Below are 15,982 nucleotides of genomic sequence, written 5' to 3' on the forward strand. Positions count from 1 at the left end.
TGCCCACGCTGGTACCGCGGGGTATTCGGCCGGTCCCGAACGGTATTCGTCCGGTATTCATCCGGCACCGGCATCGTTGACCGCGCCATGATCCGCGAGGAACATGGCGGCCATGGCCATCGACGTGCTGGGGCCCGTGAACGTCGGAGCCGTCTCGCTGCACCCGCGGGAGCGGTCGGTCCTCGCCGCGCTCGTCGTGCGCGACGGGAACCCGATCGCCGCCGAGGATCTCGCCGAGGCGATCTGGGCGGACGCCGAGCGGCCCGCGACCTGGAACAAGCAGATCCAGCAGGCGGTCGCGCTCCTGCGCAAGGCGCTCGGCGCCGACCGGATCGTGACGACGCCGGCGGGCTATCACCTCGACGTCGACCCCGACGAGATCGATGCCAAGCGCTTCGAGGACCTCGTGGTCCTCGCGCGCGAGCACCACGTCGAGGGCGAGCCCGGACGCGCTGTGGACGGATACCGTCGTGCGCTGGCCCTCTGGCGCGGAACCCCGTTCGACGAGTTGAGTTCGTGGCCCGAGGCGGCAGCGGCCGCATCCGACCTCGCGCAGCTGCGGATCGAGGCCGCCGAAGGTCTGCTGCGCGCCCGACTCGACGTCGGGGACGCCGTCGGGGTCGTCCCCGAGGCCGAGCGGCTCGTGCGCGACGAGCCGCTGCGCGAGTCCCGCTGGGCGCTGCTCGCTCTCGCGCTCTACCGGGCCGGACGCCAGGCCGACGCGCTCGCCGTGCTGCGCTCGGCGCGGGAGCGGCTGGCCGACGAGCTGGGCGTCGACGCGAGCAAGGAGATCACCGACCTCGAGACGGCGATCCTGCAGCACGATGATGCCCTCGACGACACCCTCTCGGTCACGCAGACGCGCGTGGACTGCCCCTACCGCGGCCTCGGAACGTATGAGGAGAGCGATGCCGGCGACTTCTTCGGCCGTGACGACGAGATCGCCGCGGCCGCCCGGCGCCTCGACGATGCGGGGTTCCTCGTGGTCACCGGCGCATCGGGCTCCGGCAAGTCGTCGCTGGTTCGGGCCGGACTCGTGCCCTCGCTCCGCCGCCGCGGTCGTCGCATCCTGGTCGTCGGCCCGGGGCCCGCCCTCGTGGAGACGCTGCGCGACGCGATGGGACCGCGCATGCGCACAGATGTCGTGGTGGTCGATCAGTTCGAGGAAGTGCTCGAGTCCGGTGACGCCATCGGCGGTGAGGTCGCTCGGCTGCTCGCCGACTTCGTCGACGAGGGCGGCAAGGCGATCATCACGGTGCGTTCGGACTTCCTCGATCGCACGGCGGCCGACCCGTCGCTCGGACCGCTCGTGTCCGAGAGCGTGGTCGTGGTCTCGCCGATGAGCGAGGACGATCTTCGCCGGGTGATCGAGGAGCCGGCGGCACGCGCGGGGCTGAAGCTCGAGTCCGGCCTGGTCGAGCTCATGCTCCGGGATGCCGCTGACTCCCCCGGCGTCCTGCCGCATCTGTCGCACGCGCTCGCCGAGACCTGGGTGCGGCGCGAGGGTCCCGTGCTCACCGTCGCGGGCTACGAGGCCACCGGCGGCATCGGCGGCGCCATCGCGCAGTCGGCCGACCGCCTCTTCACGGCGCTCGACGCCGATGATCAGGAACTGTGCCGCTCGACGCTGCTCCGCCTGGTCGCCCTCGCCCCCGACGGACTGCCGGTCAGGCGCCGCATAACCGCAGCCCCGTTGCGGGAGGACGCCTCCCGCGCGCGGCTGTTCGATCAGCTCACGCAGGCGCGCCTGGTCAGCGTCGAGGGCGACTCGGTCGCGCTCGCCCATGAATCCCTCACGCGCGCGTGGCCGCGCTTCCGCGGCTGGGTGCGCGAGGGCGCGGAGGACCTCACCGTCCTCGGGAACATCCAGTCGGGGGCCGAGACGTGGGACGCCGACGGTCGCGCCGTCGAGGACCTCGCGCGAGGCGCGCGCCTGCAGGCGATGGTCGAGCTGCGTGAGCGGATCGATCCGAACCTGACCTCCATCGAGGGCGAGTTCGTCGACGCGTCCGCCGCTCACGAGCAGGATGAGAAGCGCGCGCTCGAGGAGTCTGCCGCCGCCGAGCGACGTCAGAATCGCCGACTGCGATGGGCGGTTGCGGGTATCGCGGCGATGCTGGTCGTGGCACTCACCGCCGGCACTCTCGCACTGCGGAGTGCGTCGAGCGAGGCTCAGGCCGCCGAGAGCGCGCGCATCGACGCGCTCGCAAGCGCCTCCGCGGCGTTGCGAGGAGAGAACCGCACGCTCGCCGCACTGCTCGCTGCGGAGGCGTATCGGCGATGGCCCGACGATGCCCGTGCGCGTGGCATGCTCCTCAGCCTGCTGGGGTCCGCTGCGGGCACGACCGAGCGCATGTACTGGCCGGGGGCCGGCGTTCGGATCGGCGCCGCCGCACTCCCCGGCACCGAGACGGCGCTCGTCGTCATGGGCGAGCATCCGCAGATCCGCGACTTGAGCACAGGCGCTCTCATCCGCGAGTTCGAGGAGGAGATCCCCGCCGGAGACAGTCAGCGGCGCCCCCACGTACAGCTCAGTGATGACGGCTCCATCGCGACCATCGTCACAGACCGTGAGTTCCCCGGCGACGGCGACAACTGGGGATCGGTACTCACAGTGATGGACGTCGCCGACGGCACCATGATCGGTGAGCCGATCGTGATCGAGCAGTCGATCTTCGGCTACGCACTCAGCCCGTCGGGACGATACGTCGCCGCTGTGTCGGACACCACCGGAGACCTGATCGTCGTCGACACCCCCGATGGCAGCGTCCGGACGGTAGCCGGCTTCGCCGGCGAACCCCCGTTCGCCTACCGCCAGCTGGGCACCGTCGCCTTCCACCCCGATGACACCATGCTTGTCGGCAGCTATCACGGTGAGCACACGACGGTCGATCCGGTGACGCTGGACGTCCGAAGCCGCGTGCCGGTGCCTGAGGACCGGGCGAACACCACCATGCGCGTGCTCGACGACGGTCGCGTCTTCTCCGCCGGCCACAGCGGATTCATGCTCGTTTCGCGCGATGGCACCATCCTGTGGGATCAGGAGGCGGACCTCGGCCGTCCCTGCAGCTTCATGACGGTCGCGCTCGAGCGCGACCTCCTCTATTGCGGTGGCAGGGACAACGTCATCGAGGAGCGATCCCTGGCTACGGGCGAGAGCACCGGTCGTAGCGTGAATACCGAGGTCGAGGCCACCGGCGAGCTCTACCTTGTGGGAGCAGACACGGTACTCAACATCGGCGTCGGCTCGAGTGTCGGTCGCTGGCACCTCGGCGCCATTCCGAACATCACCCAGCTGATCGCCGAAGATACGGCGATCCTGGAGGGGTTCGACCCCAGCGGGCGGTATCTGCTGATGGGGCCGCAGTCCTACGACTTCCTCAACGAACCCGCCGAGTACTCCGTCTGGGATGCCGAGACCGGTCGAATCGCCCTGAACATCTCGACGCTCCTTCCGTATTGGGTCGGCAACGGTCTCATCCGCACGTTCGATCCCGGGGGCAAGAACCGCTACATCGACGTCGAGACCGGAGACGAATGGGCGGCTCCTGTTCAGGACTTCGAGAAGTATCCCGATGACCCCTGGGTCTGGTCAGAACCCCGCCCGAGCCGCGATGGCACGATCATCTACGAGATGGACTGCTGCACCGGAGCGATCGAGGCGCTCGACGCGCGCACCGGAGAGAAGCTGGGCATCCAGTTCGCCCTCAACGATGCGGGCAGATCCGCGAAGACCACGGCCGACGGTAGCAAGCTGATCGCGACCGCGCTCGATTTCAACTCGGGCAACTGGCAGATAGCGGTCTTCGACGCAAAGACGGGCGAGAAGCTCGCGGAGGCGAACGGGGCTGACTACGAAGCTCTTGCGGTCACGGCGGATGACCGCATCATCACCGGCTCGGAGCAATCGCTGCTGATCTCCTCTCTCGAGCTCGCACCGATCAGCGTGCTCCCTGCACCTATCGGAAGCGCCACGGCCCTCGACCTGAGCGACGACGACGCCCTCCTCCTTCTCACCACCTCCGAACCCCGGGTGGCCTTGTACGATCTCGATGCGGGCCACATGATGGGCGATGCTCTCACGGCGGACCCCGGCATGACCCCCCGGGTGGCGGCGCTCCACCCGTCGGGTGATTTCATGCTCGTCAACTCCTCCGCCGGCGTCACCCGCTGGAATCTCGATCCGGGGCCCTGGTACGAGCAGGCGTGCCGCGTCGCGGGGCGCAACCTCACGGAGGTCGAATGGGACACCTACCTGTCCGAGGTCGGCACGTGGCGTGAGACGTGCGAGTTCGCGACGGAGTGACGACCCGCTCGGTGCGCAGATCGGCCCATTCCACAGCGCACGTTCCTTCCGCCGGATACTGCAACGCGCACATCACCGCAGGGAGAACCGTGCGCCGGAGAAGCCGGGCCCCGGCGGATCGACGACCGCGGGAACGACGGTCGCCGGAACCACCGGCGCGCCGTCCTGCGGGATGGCCGCGAAGCCGAGGATGCTGCCCATCAGGGCGATGGCGACCGTGGGCAGCACGAAGCGCGGCGACCGCAGCTGCCTGCCCGTCGGGACCCATGCCGGGCGCCGCGCCTTCGTCGCCTGAGGGGTGCGCCGCTCGAGCCGCTCGGCGATGCTCCGACGACGCTCGTTCTCGCTGGTCAGATCCGCCGCGCGGTGCTGCGACAGTCCGTCTCCCACCGATGTGGTGTAGTCCATGATTCGCTCCTGTTTCACCTGCCGTCGACTGCGGATCAGTGCGACGTCCTGCGCTCCACGCTCCCGCCCGGAGGTATCCGGCCGGTCCTGAGCGGTATGCGTCGGGTATGTGCTCTGAAGGAGGGCCGTTGACCGCGACAGATACCGGGACGACCATGGCGCCATGGCTATCGACGTCCTGGGGCCCGTACGCGTCGAGTCGGCTTCGCTCTATCCGAGGGAGCTGGCCGTCCTCGCCGCGCTCGTCGTCCGCGACGGGCAGCCCATCACTGCGCAGGAGCTGGCGGAGGTCGTCTGGTCCGGTACGGATCCGCCCGCGACGTGGAACAAGCAGATCCAGGCCGCGATAGCCCGATTGCGCAAGACTCTGGGCGCCGCACGCATCGTCACGACCGCGGTGGGGTATCACCTCGACATCGACCCGGACGAGATCGACGCTCGACGATTCGAAGCGCTCGTGTCGCGCGCGCGCGACCTGCACCGCGCGGGCGAGCCGGACCGTGCGGGCGCCGCATACCGCAGAGGCCTCGACCTGTGGCGAGGCCGGCCGTACGAGGAGATCTCGGGTTGGCCCGAGGCGACAGCCGCGGCATCCGATCTGGAGCATCTGCGGGTCGAGGCCGGTGAGGGGATGCTGCGCGCGCGACTGGATGCCGGCGACGCCGTCGGCGTCATCCCCGAGGCCGAGAGGCTCGTCCGCGACGAGCCGCTGCGAGAGTCGCGCTGGACGCTGCTCGCGCTGGCCTGCTACCGCGCCGGGCGCCAAGCGGACGCGCTGGCCGTGCTGCGGTCGGCGCGTGAACGCCTCGCCGACGAACTCGGCGTCGACGCCGGGCAGGAGATCCAGCAGCTGGAAGCCGCGATCCTCCGGCAGGACGAGGCTCTGAGCTCCGGACTACCGGCGGCGCCGATGCGCACCGACTGCCCATATCGCGGCCTCGGGACATACCAGGAGCGCGACGCCGACGACTTCTTCGGCCGCGAGGACGAGATCGCGACCGCCACCCGGCGCCTGGACGCGATCGGACTCCTCGTCGTCACCGGCGCCTCCGGGTCCGGAAAGTCCTCGCTCGTCCGGGCGGGCGTCGTCCCGTCGCTGCGACGGCGGGGTCGACGGGTACTCGTGCTCGGGCCCGACCCCGCCATCGCCGACTCGCTGCGCAGCGCGACGAGCGGGCGAACCTCTACCGATGCCGTCGTCGTCGACCAGTTCGAAGAGGTCCTCCAATCCGGTGACGGCATTGCAGGCGACGTCGCGGCACTCCTCGCTGCCTTCGTGCGCGACGGCGGCAGGGCGATCATCACCGTGCGCTCGGACTTCCTCGACCGCTGCGCCGCGGACCCGTCGCTCGGCCCGATGCTGTCCGAGAGCGTGCTCGTCGTCTCGCCGATGGGCGACGACGATCTGAGACGCGTGATCGAGGAGCCCGCAGCGCGTGCGGGGCTCCGCCTCGAGCCCGGGCTGGTCGAACTCATCCTCCGCGATGCCGCGGGCGCGCCGGGAGTTCTCCCCCACCTCTCCCATGCCCTCGCTGAGACGTGGGTACGCCGCGAGGGTCCGGTCCTGACGGTCGCCGGGTACGAGGCCACAGGTGGCATCGGCGGCGCCATCGCTCAATCCGCCGACCGGCTCTACTCCGGTCTCGACAGCGACGACCAGGCCCTGTGCCGCTCCACAATGCTCCAGCTGGTCGCGCTCGCACCGGACGGACTGCCCGTCCGCCGGCGTCTGTTCGCAGCGTCGTTGCGGGACGACCCCGCCCACGCACGCCTGTTCGGGCAACTCGCGCACGCCCGGCTCGTGAGCGTCGAGGGCGATTCGGTCGTCCTCGCCCACGAATCGCTCACACGCGCCTGGCCGCGCTTCCGCGCGTGGGTGCAGGAGGGTGCGGAGGATCTCATGGTGCTCGGCCACCTCGAGACGGGCGCGCAGGCGTGGGAGGACGGCGGCCGGTCCGACGACGACCTCGCTCGCGGCGGACGCCTGCAGACGATCATCGAACTCCGCGAGCGCCTCGGCCCGAGCCTCAGTCCCGTCGAGGTCGCCTACCTCGATGCATCCCTCGCTCACGAGCAGGACGAGAAGCGCGCGCTCGAGGCGGCCGCCGCAGCCGAGCGGCGACAGAACCGTCGCCTTCGGTTCGCGATCGCCGGAGTGGTCGGCATGCTCGTCGTCGCGCTCGTCGCCGGCGGCCTCGCGCTGCGCAGCGCTTCGAGCGAAGCCGCCGTGGCCCAGGACGCGAGGATCGACTCGCTGACGAATTCCTCCGCGGCGCTGCAGGACTCGAACCGGATCGTGTCCGCCCTGATCGCCGCCGAGTCGTACCGGCGATGGCCCGAGGATCCACGCACCCGCGGCCAGCTGCTCGCCGTGCTCGCGTCGGCGGACGGCGTCGAGAACATGTTCGTGCCGGGTACAGAAGACCGGATCGGGTCCGCGATGATCCCCGGCACCGACACGGCGCTGGTGCTCCGCGATCGGCAGTATCCCGAGATCCGGAACGTCGACACCGGTGAGCTCGACCGCACGCTCGACCTCGAGCTTCCGAAGCCGTTCAGCACGCGTCGTCCGTTCGTCATGGTCAGCGCCGACGGGTCGATCGCCACCGTCGCGACCGACTATCTGGACCCGGATGCCGAAGACCCTTCGGCGCTGGAGGCGTTCGGATCGTGGTTCACGGTCATCGATCTGTCGTCCGGGCGGGTGGTCGGCGGCGAGCCCACACTCCTCGAGCGGTGGGTGAATACCTACGCACTCAGCCCTTCCGGTCGCTATGCGGCCTACGTCCCTGCGGATGGCGGAATCGTGGTCGTGGATGTTCCGGATGCCCGCGTGCGGTTCGAGTCGGAACTTGCCGTCGAGGCGGAGCCGGCTCGCAACTTCGCCGGGGCCGTCGGGTTTGCGGCTGACGACACCCTGCTCGTCGGGACGGCCTCGGGCGAGCTGCTGTCGGTCGACCCCGACACGTTCGAGGTCACTCGTGCCGTCACCATTCCCGAGGGCACGGCGGATCTCGAGATCGTCGCGGCCGACGATGGAGGAACGATCACGTGCGGCGCGCTCGGGGCGGTTCGGCTGGACGCGGACGGTGAGCTCGTGTGGCGACAGGAGTTCCCCGAGGGCTGCCGTCGGATCGCCCCCTCGCCCACCACGGACACCGTCTTCCTGCACGACTTCGCGACCGGGATCACCGAGCGCCGCATGGACACCGGGGCGCCGACCGGCCGGACACTCGACTACCAGATCGGAGACCCCGGCGAGATGTGGGTCCGAGAGGGCGGGGACGAGGTCCTCTTCTTCAGCGCGATGTCGCCGAGCATCGGCCGCTGGCGCCTCGATGGCGCGCTCGCATCGGGCGAGCTCGTCGCGCCGGGACTCGCGGTGAGCGCCGGCTTCGACCCCAGCGGAGAGTGGGTGCTCCTGGAGGAACCGGAGGCCCCCTTCGCCGAGACCCGCGATTACACCGTCTGGAATGTCGCTGAAGAGGAAGCCGTCCTGAGTCTGCCGGGGACCAACGCGTATTGGGCGGGAAGCGGGATCATCCGCACCGTGACCGCGGAACGCGAGAACTTCTACTACGACGTCACGACCGGTCAGTCGTGGCCGGCGCCCGTCCACGACTACGAGCGCACCGCGGAGCCGTTCACGACGGCCGAGGTCGACACGAGCCGCGCGGGTGATGTCACGTACGACATGGACTGCTGCGTCGGCGTCGTCACGGCACTCGACCCGCGAACCGGCGAGTCCTCGGGAGTCGAGTTCGCACGCCGCGGTCCGGCGCTCTTCGCCGACACCACCGAGGACGGCGGGACGGTGGTGTTCTCGGGCTATGACGACGAGAACGGCGGCTGGCAACTGTCCGTGCACGATACGAGCACCGGCGAGCTTCTCGCCGACACGTACGGCGCCGACTACTTCGCGAGCGTCGTGACGGGCGGCGACCTGATCATCACCGGATCCAGCAGCCGGCTGATCGTGCTCGACCTCGATCTGGAGCCGTTGGCAGAGCTCCGCGCCCCGTCCTCCGCGGGGATCCGCGACCTCGAGGTGTCCGCCGACGACGGGACGCTCCTGGCCACGATGGACGGCGGCGGCGTCGCAGTCTACGACCTCGACGCGGGCGTCATGCTCGGTGAGCCGCTGCCGACCGCGCGCAACCGGGTCTTCGCCGCCACCCTCGACCCATCGGGCGACTGGATGCTCGCCAGTACGAGCACGGGCGTGGTGCGCTGGTCTCTGGATCCCGCGACGTGGCTCGACCAGGTGTGCAAGGTGGCCGGCCGGAACTTCACCGAGCTCGAGTGGGACACGCACATGTCCGGCCTCGGAGAATATCGCGAGACCTGCGACGTCCCCGACGAGTAAGCGCCGTGCGGTCCGTCCGTGGCGACACGGCACGCGCGCCGCCGAGCCGCATACCGCACGTCATCGGCTTCGCGCGCACGGTATTCGCCCGATATTCGTCCACGACCAAGGCTGTTGACCCGGTATTGGACCGGGTCCAACATGGCGCACATGACCATCGACGTACTGGGGCCGGTGCTGGTCGAAGACTCGACGCTCTATCCGCGTGAACGTGCCGTGCTGGCGGCGCTCGTCGTTCGCGACGGCGTGCCGATCGCGTCCGAAGAGCTCGCAGAGGCGATATGGCCGGATGCCGAGCGCCCCGCCACCTGGACCAAGCAGATCCCGCAGTCGATCTCGCGGCTGCGAAAGGCGCTCGGCGCGGATCGGATCGTGACGACGGTGTCGGGCTATCACCTCGACGTCGATCCCGACGAGGTCGACGCCCGACGCTTCGAGTCCCTCGTCGCCACCGCGCGTGAGCATCAGCGCGACGGCGAACCCGGCCGCGCCATCGACGGCTACCGACGCGCTCTCGACCTCTGGCGAGGTCGCCCGTACGACGACATCGGCGAGTGGCCCGAAGCCGAGGCGGCCGCATCCGACCTCGAGCACCTGCGGGTGCAGGCATCCGAGGCGCTGCTGCGCGCACGGCTCGACGTCGGCGACGCGGATGCCGTGGTCCCCGACGCCGAGCGCCTCGTCCGCCAAGAGCCGCTCCGGGAGTCGCGCTGGGCCCTGCTGGCGCTCGCCCTCTACCGAGCCGGGCGCCAGGCGGATGCTCTGGCGGTGCTGCGGGCCGCGCGAGAACGCCTCGCGGACGAACTCGGGGTCGACGCCGGCAGGGAGATCACCGACCTCGAGACCGCGATCCTTCAGCACGACGAGGCGCTCGAGACGAACCCCAGCACGATGCAGACCCGCACGGACTGCCCGTACCGCGGCCTCGGGACCTACCAGGAGGGCGATGCCGGCGACTTCTTCGGGCGCGAGGACGAGATCGCGACGGCCACGCGCCGTCTCGAAGCGACGGGGCTCGTGATCGTGACCGGCGCCTCGGGGTCGGGCAAGTCCTCCCTCGTACGCGCCGGGGTCGTGCCGTCGCTGCGGCGTCGCGGCCGGCGTGTGCTCGTGCTCGGGCCGGGACCCGCCATCACCGAGACGCTCCGCGACGCGGTGAGTGCGGGGCGCCGCACCGACGCCATCGTGGTCGACCAGTTCGAGGAGGTCCTCGAGTCAGGCGCGGAGGTCGGCGCCGACGTCGCTGCCACTCTCGCCGCGTTCATCCGCGACGGCGGCAAGGTCATCATCACGGTGCGGTCGGACTTCCTCGACCGGTGCGCCGCCGATCCGTCACTCGGACCGCTGATGTCCGAGAGCGTCGTCGTCGTCTCACCGATGGGCGACGACGACCTGCGCGCGGTGATCGAGGAACCAGCCGCGCGTGCCGGGCTTCGCCTCGAGCCCGGGCTGGTCGAGCTGATGCTCCGCGACGCGGCGGGCGAGGCCGGTGTGCTCCCCCACCTGTCTCACGCGCTCGCCGAGACGTGGGTGCGCCGGGAGGGTCCCGTGCTCACGGTCGCCGGCTACGAGGCGACCGGTGGCATCAGCGGCGCCATCGCTCAGTCCGCCGACCGTCTGTACAGCGGCCTCGACAGCGGAGACCAGGAGCTGTGCCGCACGACGCTCCTGCGGCTCGTGGCCCTCGCCCCCGACGGTCTTCCGGTGCGACGGCGGCTGCTCGCCGCGCCGCTGCGCGACGACCCCGCCCACTCCCGGCTCTTCGGACAGCTCGCCCACGCCCGCCTCGTGAGCATCGAAGACGACTCGGTCGTCCTCGCGCACGAATCGCTCACGCGCGCCTGGCCGCGCTTCCGCGCGTGGGTGCAGGACGGCGCCGAGGATCTCACCGTCCTGGGCCACCTCGAGGCGGGGGCGGCCGCGTGGGAGGCCGGAGGGCGCAGCCACGATGACCTGGCCCGCGGCGTGCGCCTCCAGGCGATGCTCGACCTCCGCGAGCGAGTCGACCCGAGCCTGACACCTTCTGAGATCGCCTTCGTCGAGGCGTCGGCCGCCCGCGAAGAAGACGAGAAGCGCACGCTCGCCGCGGCCGCCGCCGCCGAGCGACGCCAGAATCGACGACTGCGACTGGCCGTCGCCGGGGTCGCGGTGATCGCGGTCATCGCCGTTGCCGCGGGCGGCCTGGCCGTGCGCAGCGCGGTGGGCGAAGCCGCGGCCGCCCAGAGCGCACGGATCGACGCGCTCGCGAACGAAGTCCGCGCGCTGCGTGGCACCGACCGGACGGTGGCAGCGCTGCTGGCAGCGGAGTCCTACCGACGATGGCCGGACGACGCCCGGGCACGCGGCATGATGCTCGGGTTGCTCGGGTCGGACGCCGGGGCCGTTGAGAGCGTCTACATCCCCGACACGCAGCAGCGCGTCGGGGGCGCCATTCTGCCCGGCGAGGAGACGGCGCTGATTATCCGCGAAGAGAAGTACGCCGAGATCCGCGACGTGGACACCGGTCAGGTGATCCGCTCGTTCGACGTGGACCTGCCGTCCACGGGAAGCCCGAGGCGTCCATTCGTCACCGTCTCCGAGGACGGACGGATCGCCGTCCTCGTCGACGACGGCGAGATCAGTCAGACGGGAGAGTACGGGAGCGTGCTGAGCGTCCTCGACCTGGAAGACGGCACGATGCCGATCCCCCGGCTCGATCTCGAGCGGGCCGTGACCACATACGCATTGAGCCCGGAGGGCGACCATGCCGCTTACGTCGACGACGTCCACGGCGACCTCGTGCTCATCGACTTGCGCACCGGCGAACTGCACGTGCGCGAGTCGGTCGGAACCGGCTGGGACGGAAGTGGCGACTGGCAGGGGACCGTCGCGTTCACCGAGGACGGTCTGCTCCACGTGGGCATGATCGACGGACGGCTCTTGACGGTCGATCCCCGCACGCTCGAGGTGGTGTCGACGACCGCGGTTCCGCGATCGTATGCGAACACGAGAATGGTCCTTCTCGCCGATGGCGGCTACCTCACCGCCGGGCACAGCGGCATCGCCAGGCTCGACGAAGACGGCGAGGTGATGTGGACGCAGGAGGAGCAGTACGGAATCCCGTGCATCTTTCCGGCGGTGTGGGAGGAGCAGGAGCTGGCCTACTGCGGCGACGTGGACGGACTCATCGAGGAGCGAAGCCTCGCCACCGGCGAGCGGACCGGGCGCAGCCTTGACTATCAGCTGGGCGGGACCGGAGAGCTCACTGTCACGGACGATGGCCAACTCCTCATCATGAGCGCCGTCTCTCCGAGCATCGGCCGATGGCAGCTGACCGGGACGCCCCGCAACGTGACGGACGTCGTCGCGCCCGGCTATTCGCTCGCGGGCTTCGATCCCGGCGGTGAGTTCCTCCTCATCGAGCCGCAGGGCGCACCGTGGCCCGATGTCCCCTACGAGGTCGTGGACGCCGCGAGCGGTGAGACCGTGCATCGATTCCTCGCCATGGTCGCCTATTGGGTCGGGCCGGGAATCCTGCGCACCGTGACCGGCGAGCGGGAGAACTACTACATCGACGTCGCCGCTGGGACGGAGACTCCGGCCGACCCCCACGACCGCGATAGGTCCGTCGGCAACACGTGGGCGGAGCCACGCACCAGCCGCGACGGCAGCGTGTTCTTCGACATGGAGTGCTGCTCAGGGGCCGTCTCAGCCGTCGACCCGGTGACGCACGAGCCGACGGGCACCACCTTCGAGATCCCGGGTCCGGGCTACGACGCCTCCTCCGACGCCGACGCGTCCCTCGTCGCGTTCCTCGCTGCCGATGACCGGCCGGACGCGCAGGGTGCTCTCTGGGTCGGCGTCTTCGATGCGACGGACGGCCAGATGCTGGCCGAACGGTCCTCACCCGACATCGCGGCCGTCATCATGACCGCAGACGGGCGGGTGATCACCGGAGGAAACGGATCGCTTCTCGTGATGGATGAACAGCTCGAGCCCCAGACGGTTCTGCCCGCGCCGCCCGGCGAGCTGTATCAGTTCGCATTGACGGAGGACGATTCGATCCTCGTGGCGGGAACGCGCGACCCGGCCGTCGCCGTCTACGACCTCGAGGCGGGTCGGATGCTCGGCGACCCGATCCCGGCCGAGCATCCGCTGACCGGCGTGGTGGTCGACCTCGACCCGTCGGGGGACTCCATGCTCGTCAGTATGCCGTCGGGAGTCGTCCGCTGGAGCCTGGACCCGGACGTCTGGTTCGATCAGGTCTGCCGCATCGCCGGGCGCAACCTCACCGCCCCCGAGTGGGACACGTACCTGTCCCACGTCGGTGCCTACCGCGAGACCTGCACGTTCCCGACCGAATAAGCCCCTACGGCGCCGGAACCACCGCCGCGGGTCCGTGCGGGGTGCCCGCGCTGTCGGCGTCCATCCGCACCGCGATGACGCCGAGCAGCACGAGCGCCCCGCCGAGGAACTGGATCGGCGCGGGCGTCTCGCCCAGCAGCAGCCACGCGAACCCGAGCGCGAACAGCACTTCGCTGAGTCCGACGAACGATGCCAGTCGCGAGCCGACGCGCGGCACGGCCATGACGCCGAGTCCGTAGCCCACAGCTGTCGACGCCGTCGCGACCCACAGCAGCGGCAGGAACCACGGCACCTCGATCCCCGCGACGACCACGCTCACGGCGGGCGCGTGGAAGGGCAGGATGCCGGTGACGCCGAGCAGGATCATCACGGCCGCCCCGACGAGCAGTCCCCCGGCGGCCAGCGCGAGCGGGGGCAGATCGTCCCCGGTGCGCTCCGAGATGACGAAGTACGCCGCTGCGCACACCGCCGCTCCCAGCGCGAACACGGTGCCGAGCGCGTCGAAGCGCGCGCCCGCGAGGTCGATCACGAGCACCAGCCCCGCCATGGCGATGACCGAACCGCCGATCACCAGGTTCGACGGACGGCGGCGGGTCCGCAGCCACGCCCAGACGACCACGAGCACGGGGGCGATGTACTGGATGAGCAGCGCGACGGCGACCGGCATGCGCTGCATCGCAGAGAAGAAGAACAGCTGGCAGCCCATGACGCCCGTCAGCGCGAAGCCGACGATGAGCAGCCCGTGTCGTCGCACGAGGCCGGGGTCGCGGATGAGCGCGCGCACGAGCGCCGGCGCGAGCACGAGCCCCGCCAGCCCCATCCGGACGGCGAGCACCGACGTGAGCGACCAGCCGGCTTCGAACAGGGGCTTCACGAGGGGGCCGCTGGACGAGAACGCCAGCGCCGAGCCGACCGCCATGGCGAGACCGGAGGTGACACCGCGCGAGGCGGAGAGGGTGGGGACGATCGCGATCGGCGCGGTCGACGTGCTCATGGGCCGTCCTGAGTGTCATGAGTGAAGCGTGATTACACTGGTGACAGTACTGCCCGACAATGTCAGGAGTCAATGTGATTTTCGGTCGTGACACGACCGCCGCCCTCGCGGCCGCCGTCGACCTGGTCAACACGCTTCCCGCGACGGACACCGAACGCCTCGACACGCTGTCGTCGTGGCCCGAGCTCGACGCGTACCTGCGTCGGCACCCCTACTCGGGGACGATCACGCGCGACGCCGACGAACTGGCATCCGTGCGCGGCATCCGGGCGCGTCTGCGCGAGCTGTGGCTCGTCGACCGCGTCGGCGCCGTGCCGATCGTGAACGCCATGCTCCGCGACGGCCGCGCCCTCCCCCAGCTGGTGATCCACGACGACTACGACTGGCACATCCACGCCACCGACTCCGATGCGCCGCTGGCGACGCGCATCCTGGTCGAGGCGGCCATGGCGTTCGTCGACATCATCCGCGCCGACGAGTACGAGCGCGTCCGGGTGTGCGCCGCGGACGACTGCCTGAGCGTCTACATCGATTACTCGAAGAACCGCTCGAAGCGCTACTGCGACACCGGCAACTGCGGCAACCGCATGAACGTCAACGCCTACCGCCGACGCAAGGCCCGCGAAGCCGTCAGCGAGGGCTGAGCTCGCCGAGGAAGGCCTCGATGGCGGATGCCGCCTGCGCCGGCGTCTCGTAGTGGATGAGGTGCCCGACGTCGGGGATCTCGACCAGCCGGGAGTCGGCGAGCAGCGCGTGAAGCTCGCGCTGCTTCTCGATCGGCGTGATGTCGTCGCGCTGGGCGGCCACGAGGAGCGTGGGGACGTCGATGCCGCCCGCGAACTCCCGCACGTCGTGGGACACGCTCGTCACGAACGCCTCGCGGAGCACCTCGCGGTCGCTGAAGCGCGAGAAGTACGTGTCGTGCTGGTCGTGGACGAACGCGCGGATGTCCTTGTCCCGCGTCTTCGCCATCGTCTCGCTCATGACGCGCACGATGAGGCCGTTGCGCAACAGGGCGTCCCCGAGGCTCTCGGGCAGTCGCGCGCCGAGCGCGTAGTAGAAGATCGCGAGGCGCGTCATGATGCCGCGCGGCCCCTCGAGCGCCGGCGCGCCGATGGGGTTCACCAGGATCAGCGCGCGCGTGTCGAGCCCCCGCGCGACCGCGGCCGCGGACACGATCGACCCGAACGAGTGCCCCAGGACGATCGAGTCCGGCGCCGCCGCCGCATGGAACGCGGTGAGCCAGTCGGCGTAGGCGGCGATGTCATGCGCGCGGTCCGGCAGCGGGGCCGTCTCACCGAAACCGGGCAGATCCGGCATGACGACACGGATACCGGGCAGGTGCGCGACGACCGGCTCGAGACCGTGATGCTCGCCGCGGAATCCGTGGACCGCGAGGATCGTGACCTCGGCGTCGTCGGGACCGTACGTCCAGTAGGCCGTCGTCCCGTCCAGCACGTCCACCTCGGCGCGGCTCACCGGGATGTCCGCCAGGAGCGGGGCATAGGGGTTCTCGCTCGGCACCCGTCGAGTCTAGGAGGCGTCACGCTGAGGGCGCGCCGTG

7 protein-coding genes are annotated in these 15,982 nt (G+C 70.4%); 4 read left to right on the forward strand and 3 right to left on the reverse strand.

Annotated elements, in window-relative coordinates; translation table 11 throughout:
• The first annotated feature begins 112 nt into the window (after positions 1–112).
• Positions 113–4,306: a BTAD domain-containing putative transcriptional regulator gene (locus P0L94_05630; protein WES65546.1), complete on the forward strand. Its 4,194-nt coding sequence runs from the start codon at positions 113–115 to the stop codon at positions 4,304–4,306.
• Positions 4,307–4,378: 72 nt separating this feature from the next.
• Here P0L94_05630 and P0L94_05635 read toward each other — a convergent pair whose 3' ends face one another.
• Positions 4,379–4,714 carry a hypothetical protein gene (locus tag P0L94_05635; protein ID WES65547.1) on the reverse strand — a complete coding sequence of 112 codons (336 nt, stop codon included), beginning with the start codon at positions 4,712–4,714 and terminating at the stop codon, positions 4,379–4,381.
• 163 nt (positions 4,715–4,877) lie between these two features.
• Between P0L94_05635 and P0L94_05640 the strand changes: the two genes are divergently transcribed.
• Together P0L94_05640 and P0L94_05645 are read left to right on the forward strand one after the other, a co-directional pair.
• Positions 4,878–9,080, forward strand: coding sequence for a BTAD domain-containing putative transcriptional regulator (locus tag P0L94_05640; GenBank protein WES65548.1), 4,203 nt, complete (start codon positions 4,878–4,880; stop codon positions 9,078–9,080).
• A gap of 150 nt (positions 9,081–9,230) precedes the next feature.
• Positions 9,231–13,424: a BTAD domain-containing putative transcriptional regulator gene (locus tag P0L94_05645; protein ID WES65549.1), complete on the forward strand. Its 4,194-nt coding sequence runs from the start codon at positions 9,231–9,233 to the stop codon at positions 13,422–13,424.
• A 4-nt stretch (positions 13,425–13,428) separates the two neighbouring features.
• On the opposite strand, the gene P0L94_05650 is transcribed toward P0L94_05645, so the two are convergent.
• Complete coding sequence (locus tag P0L94_05650; protein ID WES65550.1) at positions 13,429–14,418, reverse strand: DMT family transporter; 990 nt, start codon at positions 14,416–14,418, stop codon at positions 13,429–13,431.
• Between the two features lie 74 nt (positions 14,419–14,492).
• On the opposite strand from P0L94_05650, the gene P0L94_05655 reads away from it, so the two are divergent.
• Positions 14,493–15,062: a CGNR zinc finger domain-containing protein gene (locus tag P0L94_05655; protein WES65551.1), complete on the forward strand. Its 570-nt coding sequence runs from the start codon at positions 14,493–14,495 to the stop codon at positions 15,060–15,062.
• Here the strand turns inward: P0L94_05655 and P0L94_05660 are convergent.
• On the reverse strand, positions 15,049–15,942 hold the full coding sequence (locus tag P0L94_05660; protein WES65552.1) for an alpha/beta hydrolase: 894 nt from the start codon (positions 15,940–15,942) through the stop codon (positions 15,049–15,051). The genes P0L94_05655 and P0L94_05660 overlap by 14 nt on opposite strands.
• Between the last annotated feature and the right edge of the window lie 40 nt (positions 15,943–15,982).

Origin of the sequence: Microbacter sp. GSS18 (assembly GCA_029319145.1) — a bacterium.
In the GTDB taxonomy this organism is placed as follows: Bacteria; Actinomycetota; Actinomycetes; order Actinomycetales; family Microbacteriaceae; genus Microbacterium.

Coding starts and splice junctions, on each gene's coding strand:
- P0L94_05640 (WES65548.1), top strand. CDS start 4,878: ATGGCTATCGACGTCCTGGGGCCCGTACGCGTCGAGTCGGCTTCGCTC.
- P0L94_05635 (WES65547.1), bottom strand. CDS start 4,714: ATGGACTACACCACATCGGTGGGAGACGGACTGTCGCAGCACCGCGCG.
- P0L94_05630 (WES65546.1), top strand. CDS start 113: ATGGCCATCGACGTGCTGGGGCCCGTGAACGTCGGAGCCGTCTCGCTG.
- P0L94_05645 (WES65549.1), top strand. CDS start 9,231: ATGACCATCGACGTACTGGGGCCGGTGCTGGTCGAAGACTCGACGCTC.
- P0L94_05650 (WES65550.1), bottom strand. CDS start 14,418: ATGAGCACGTCGACCGCGCCGATCGCGATCGTCCCCACCCTCTCCGCC.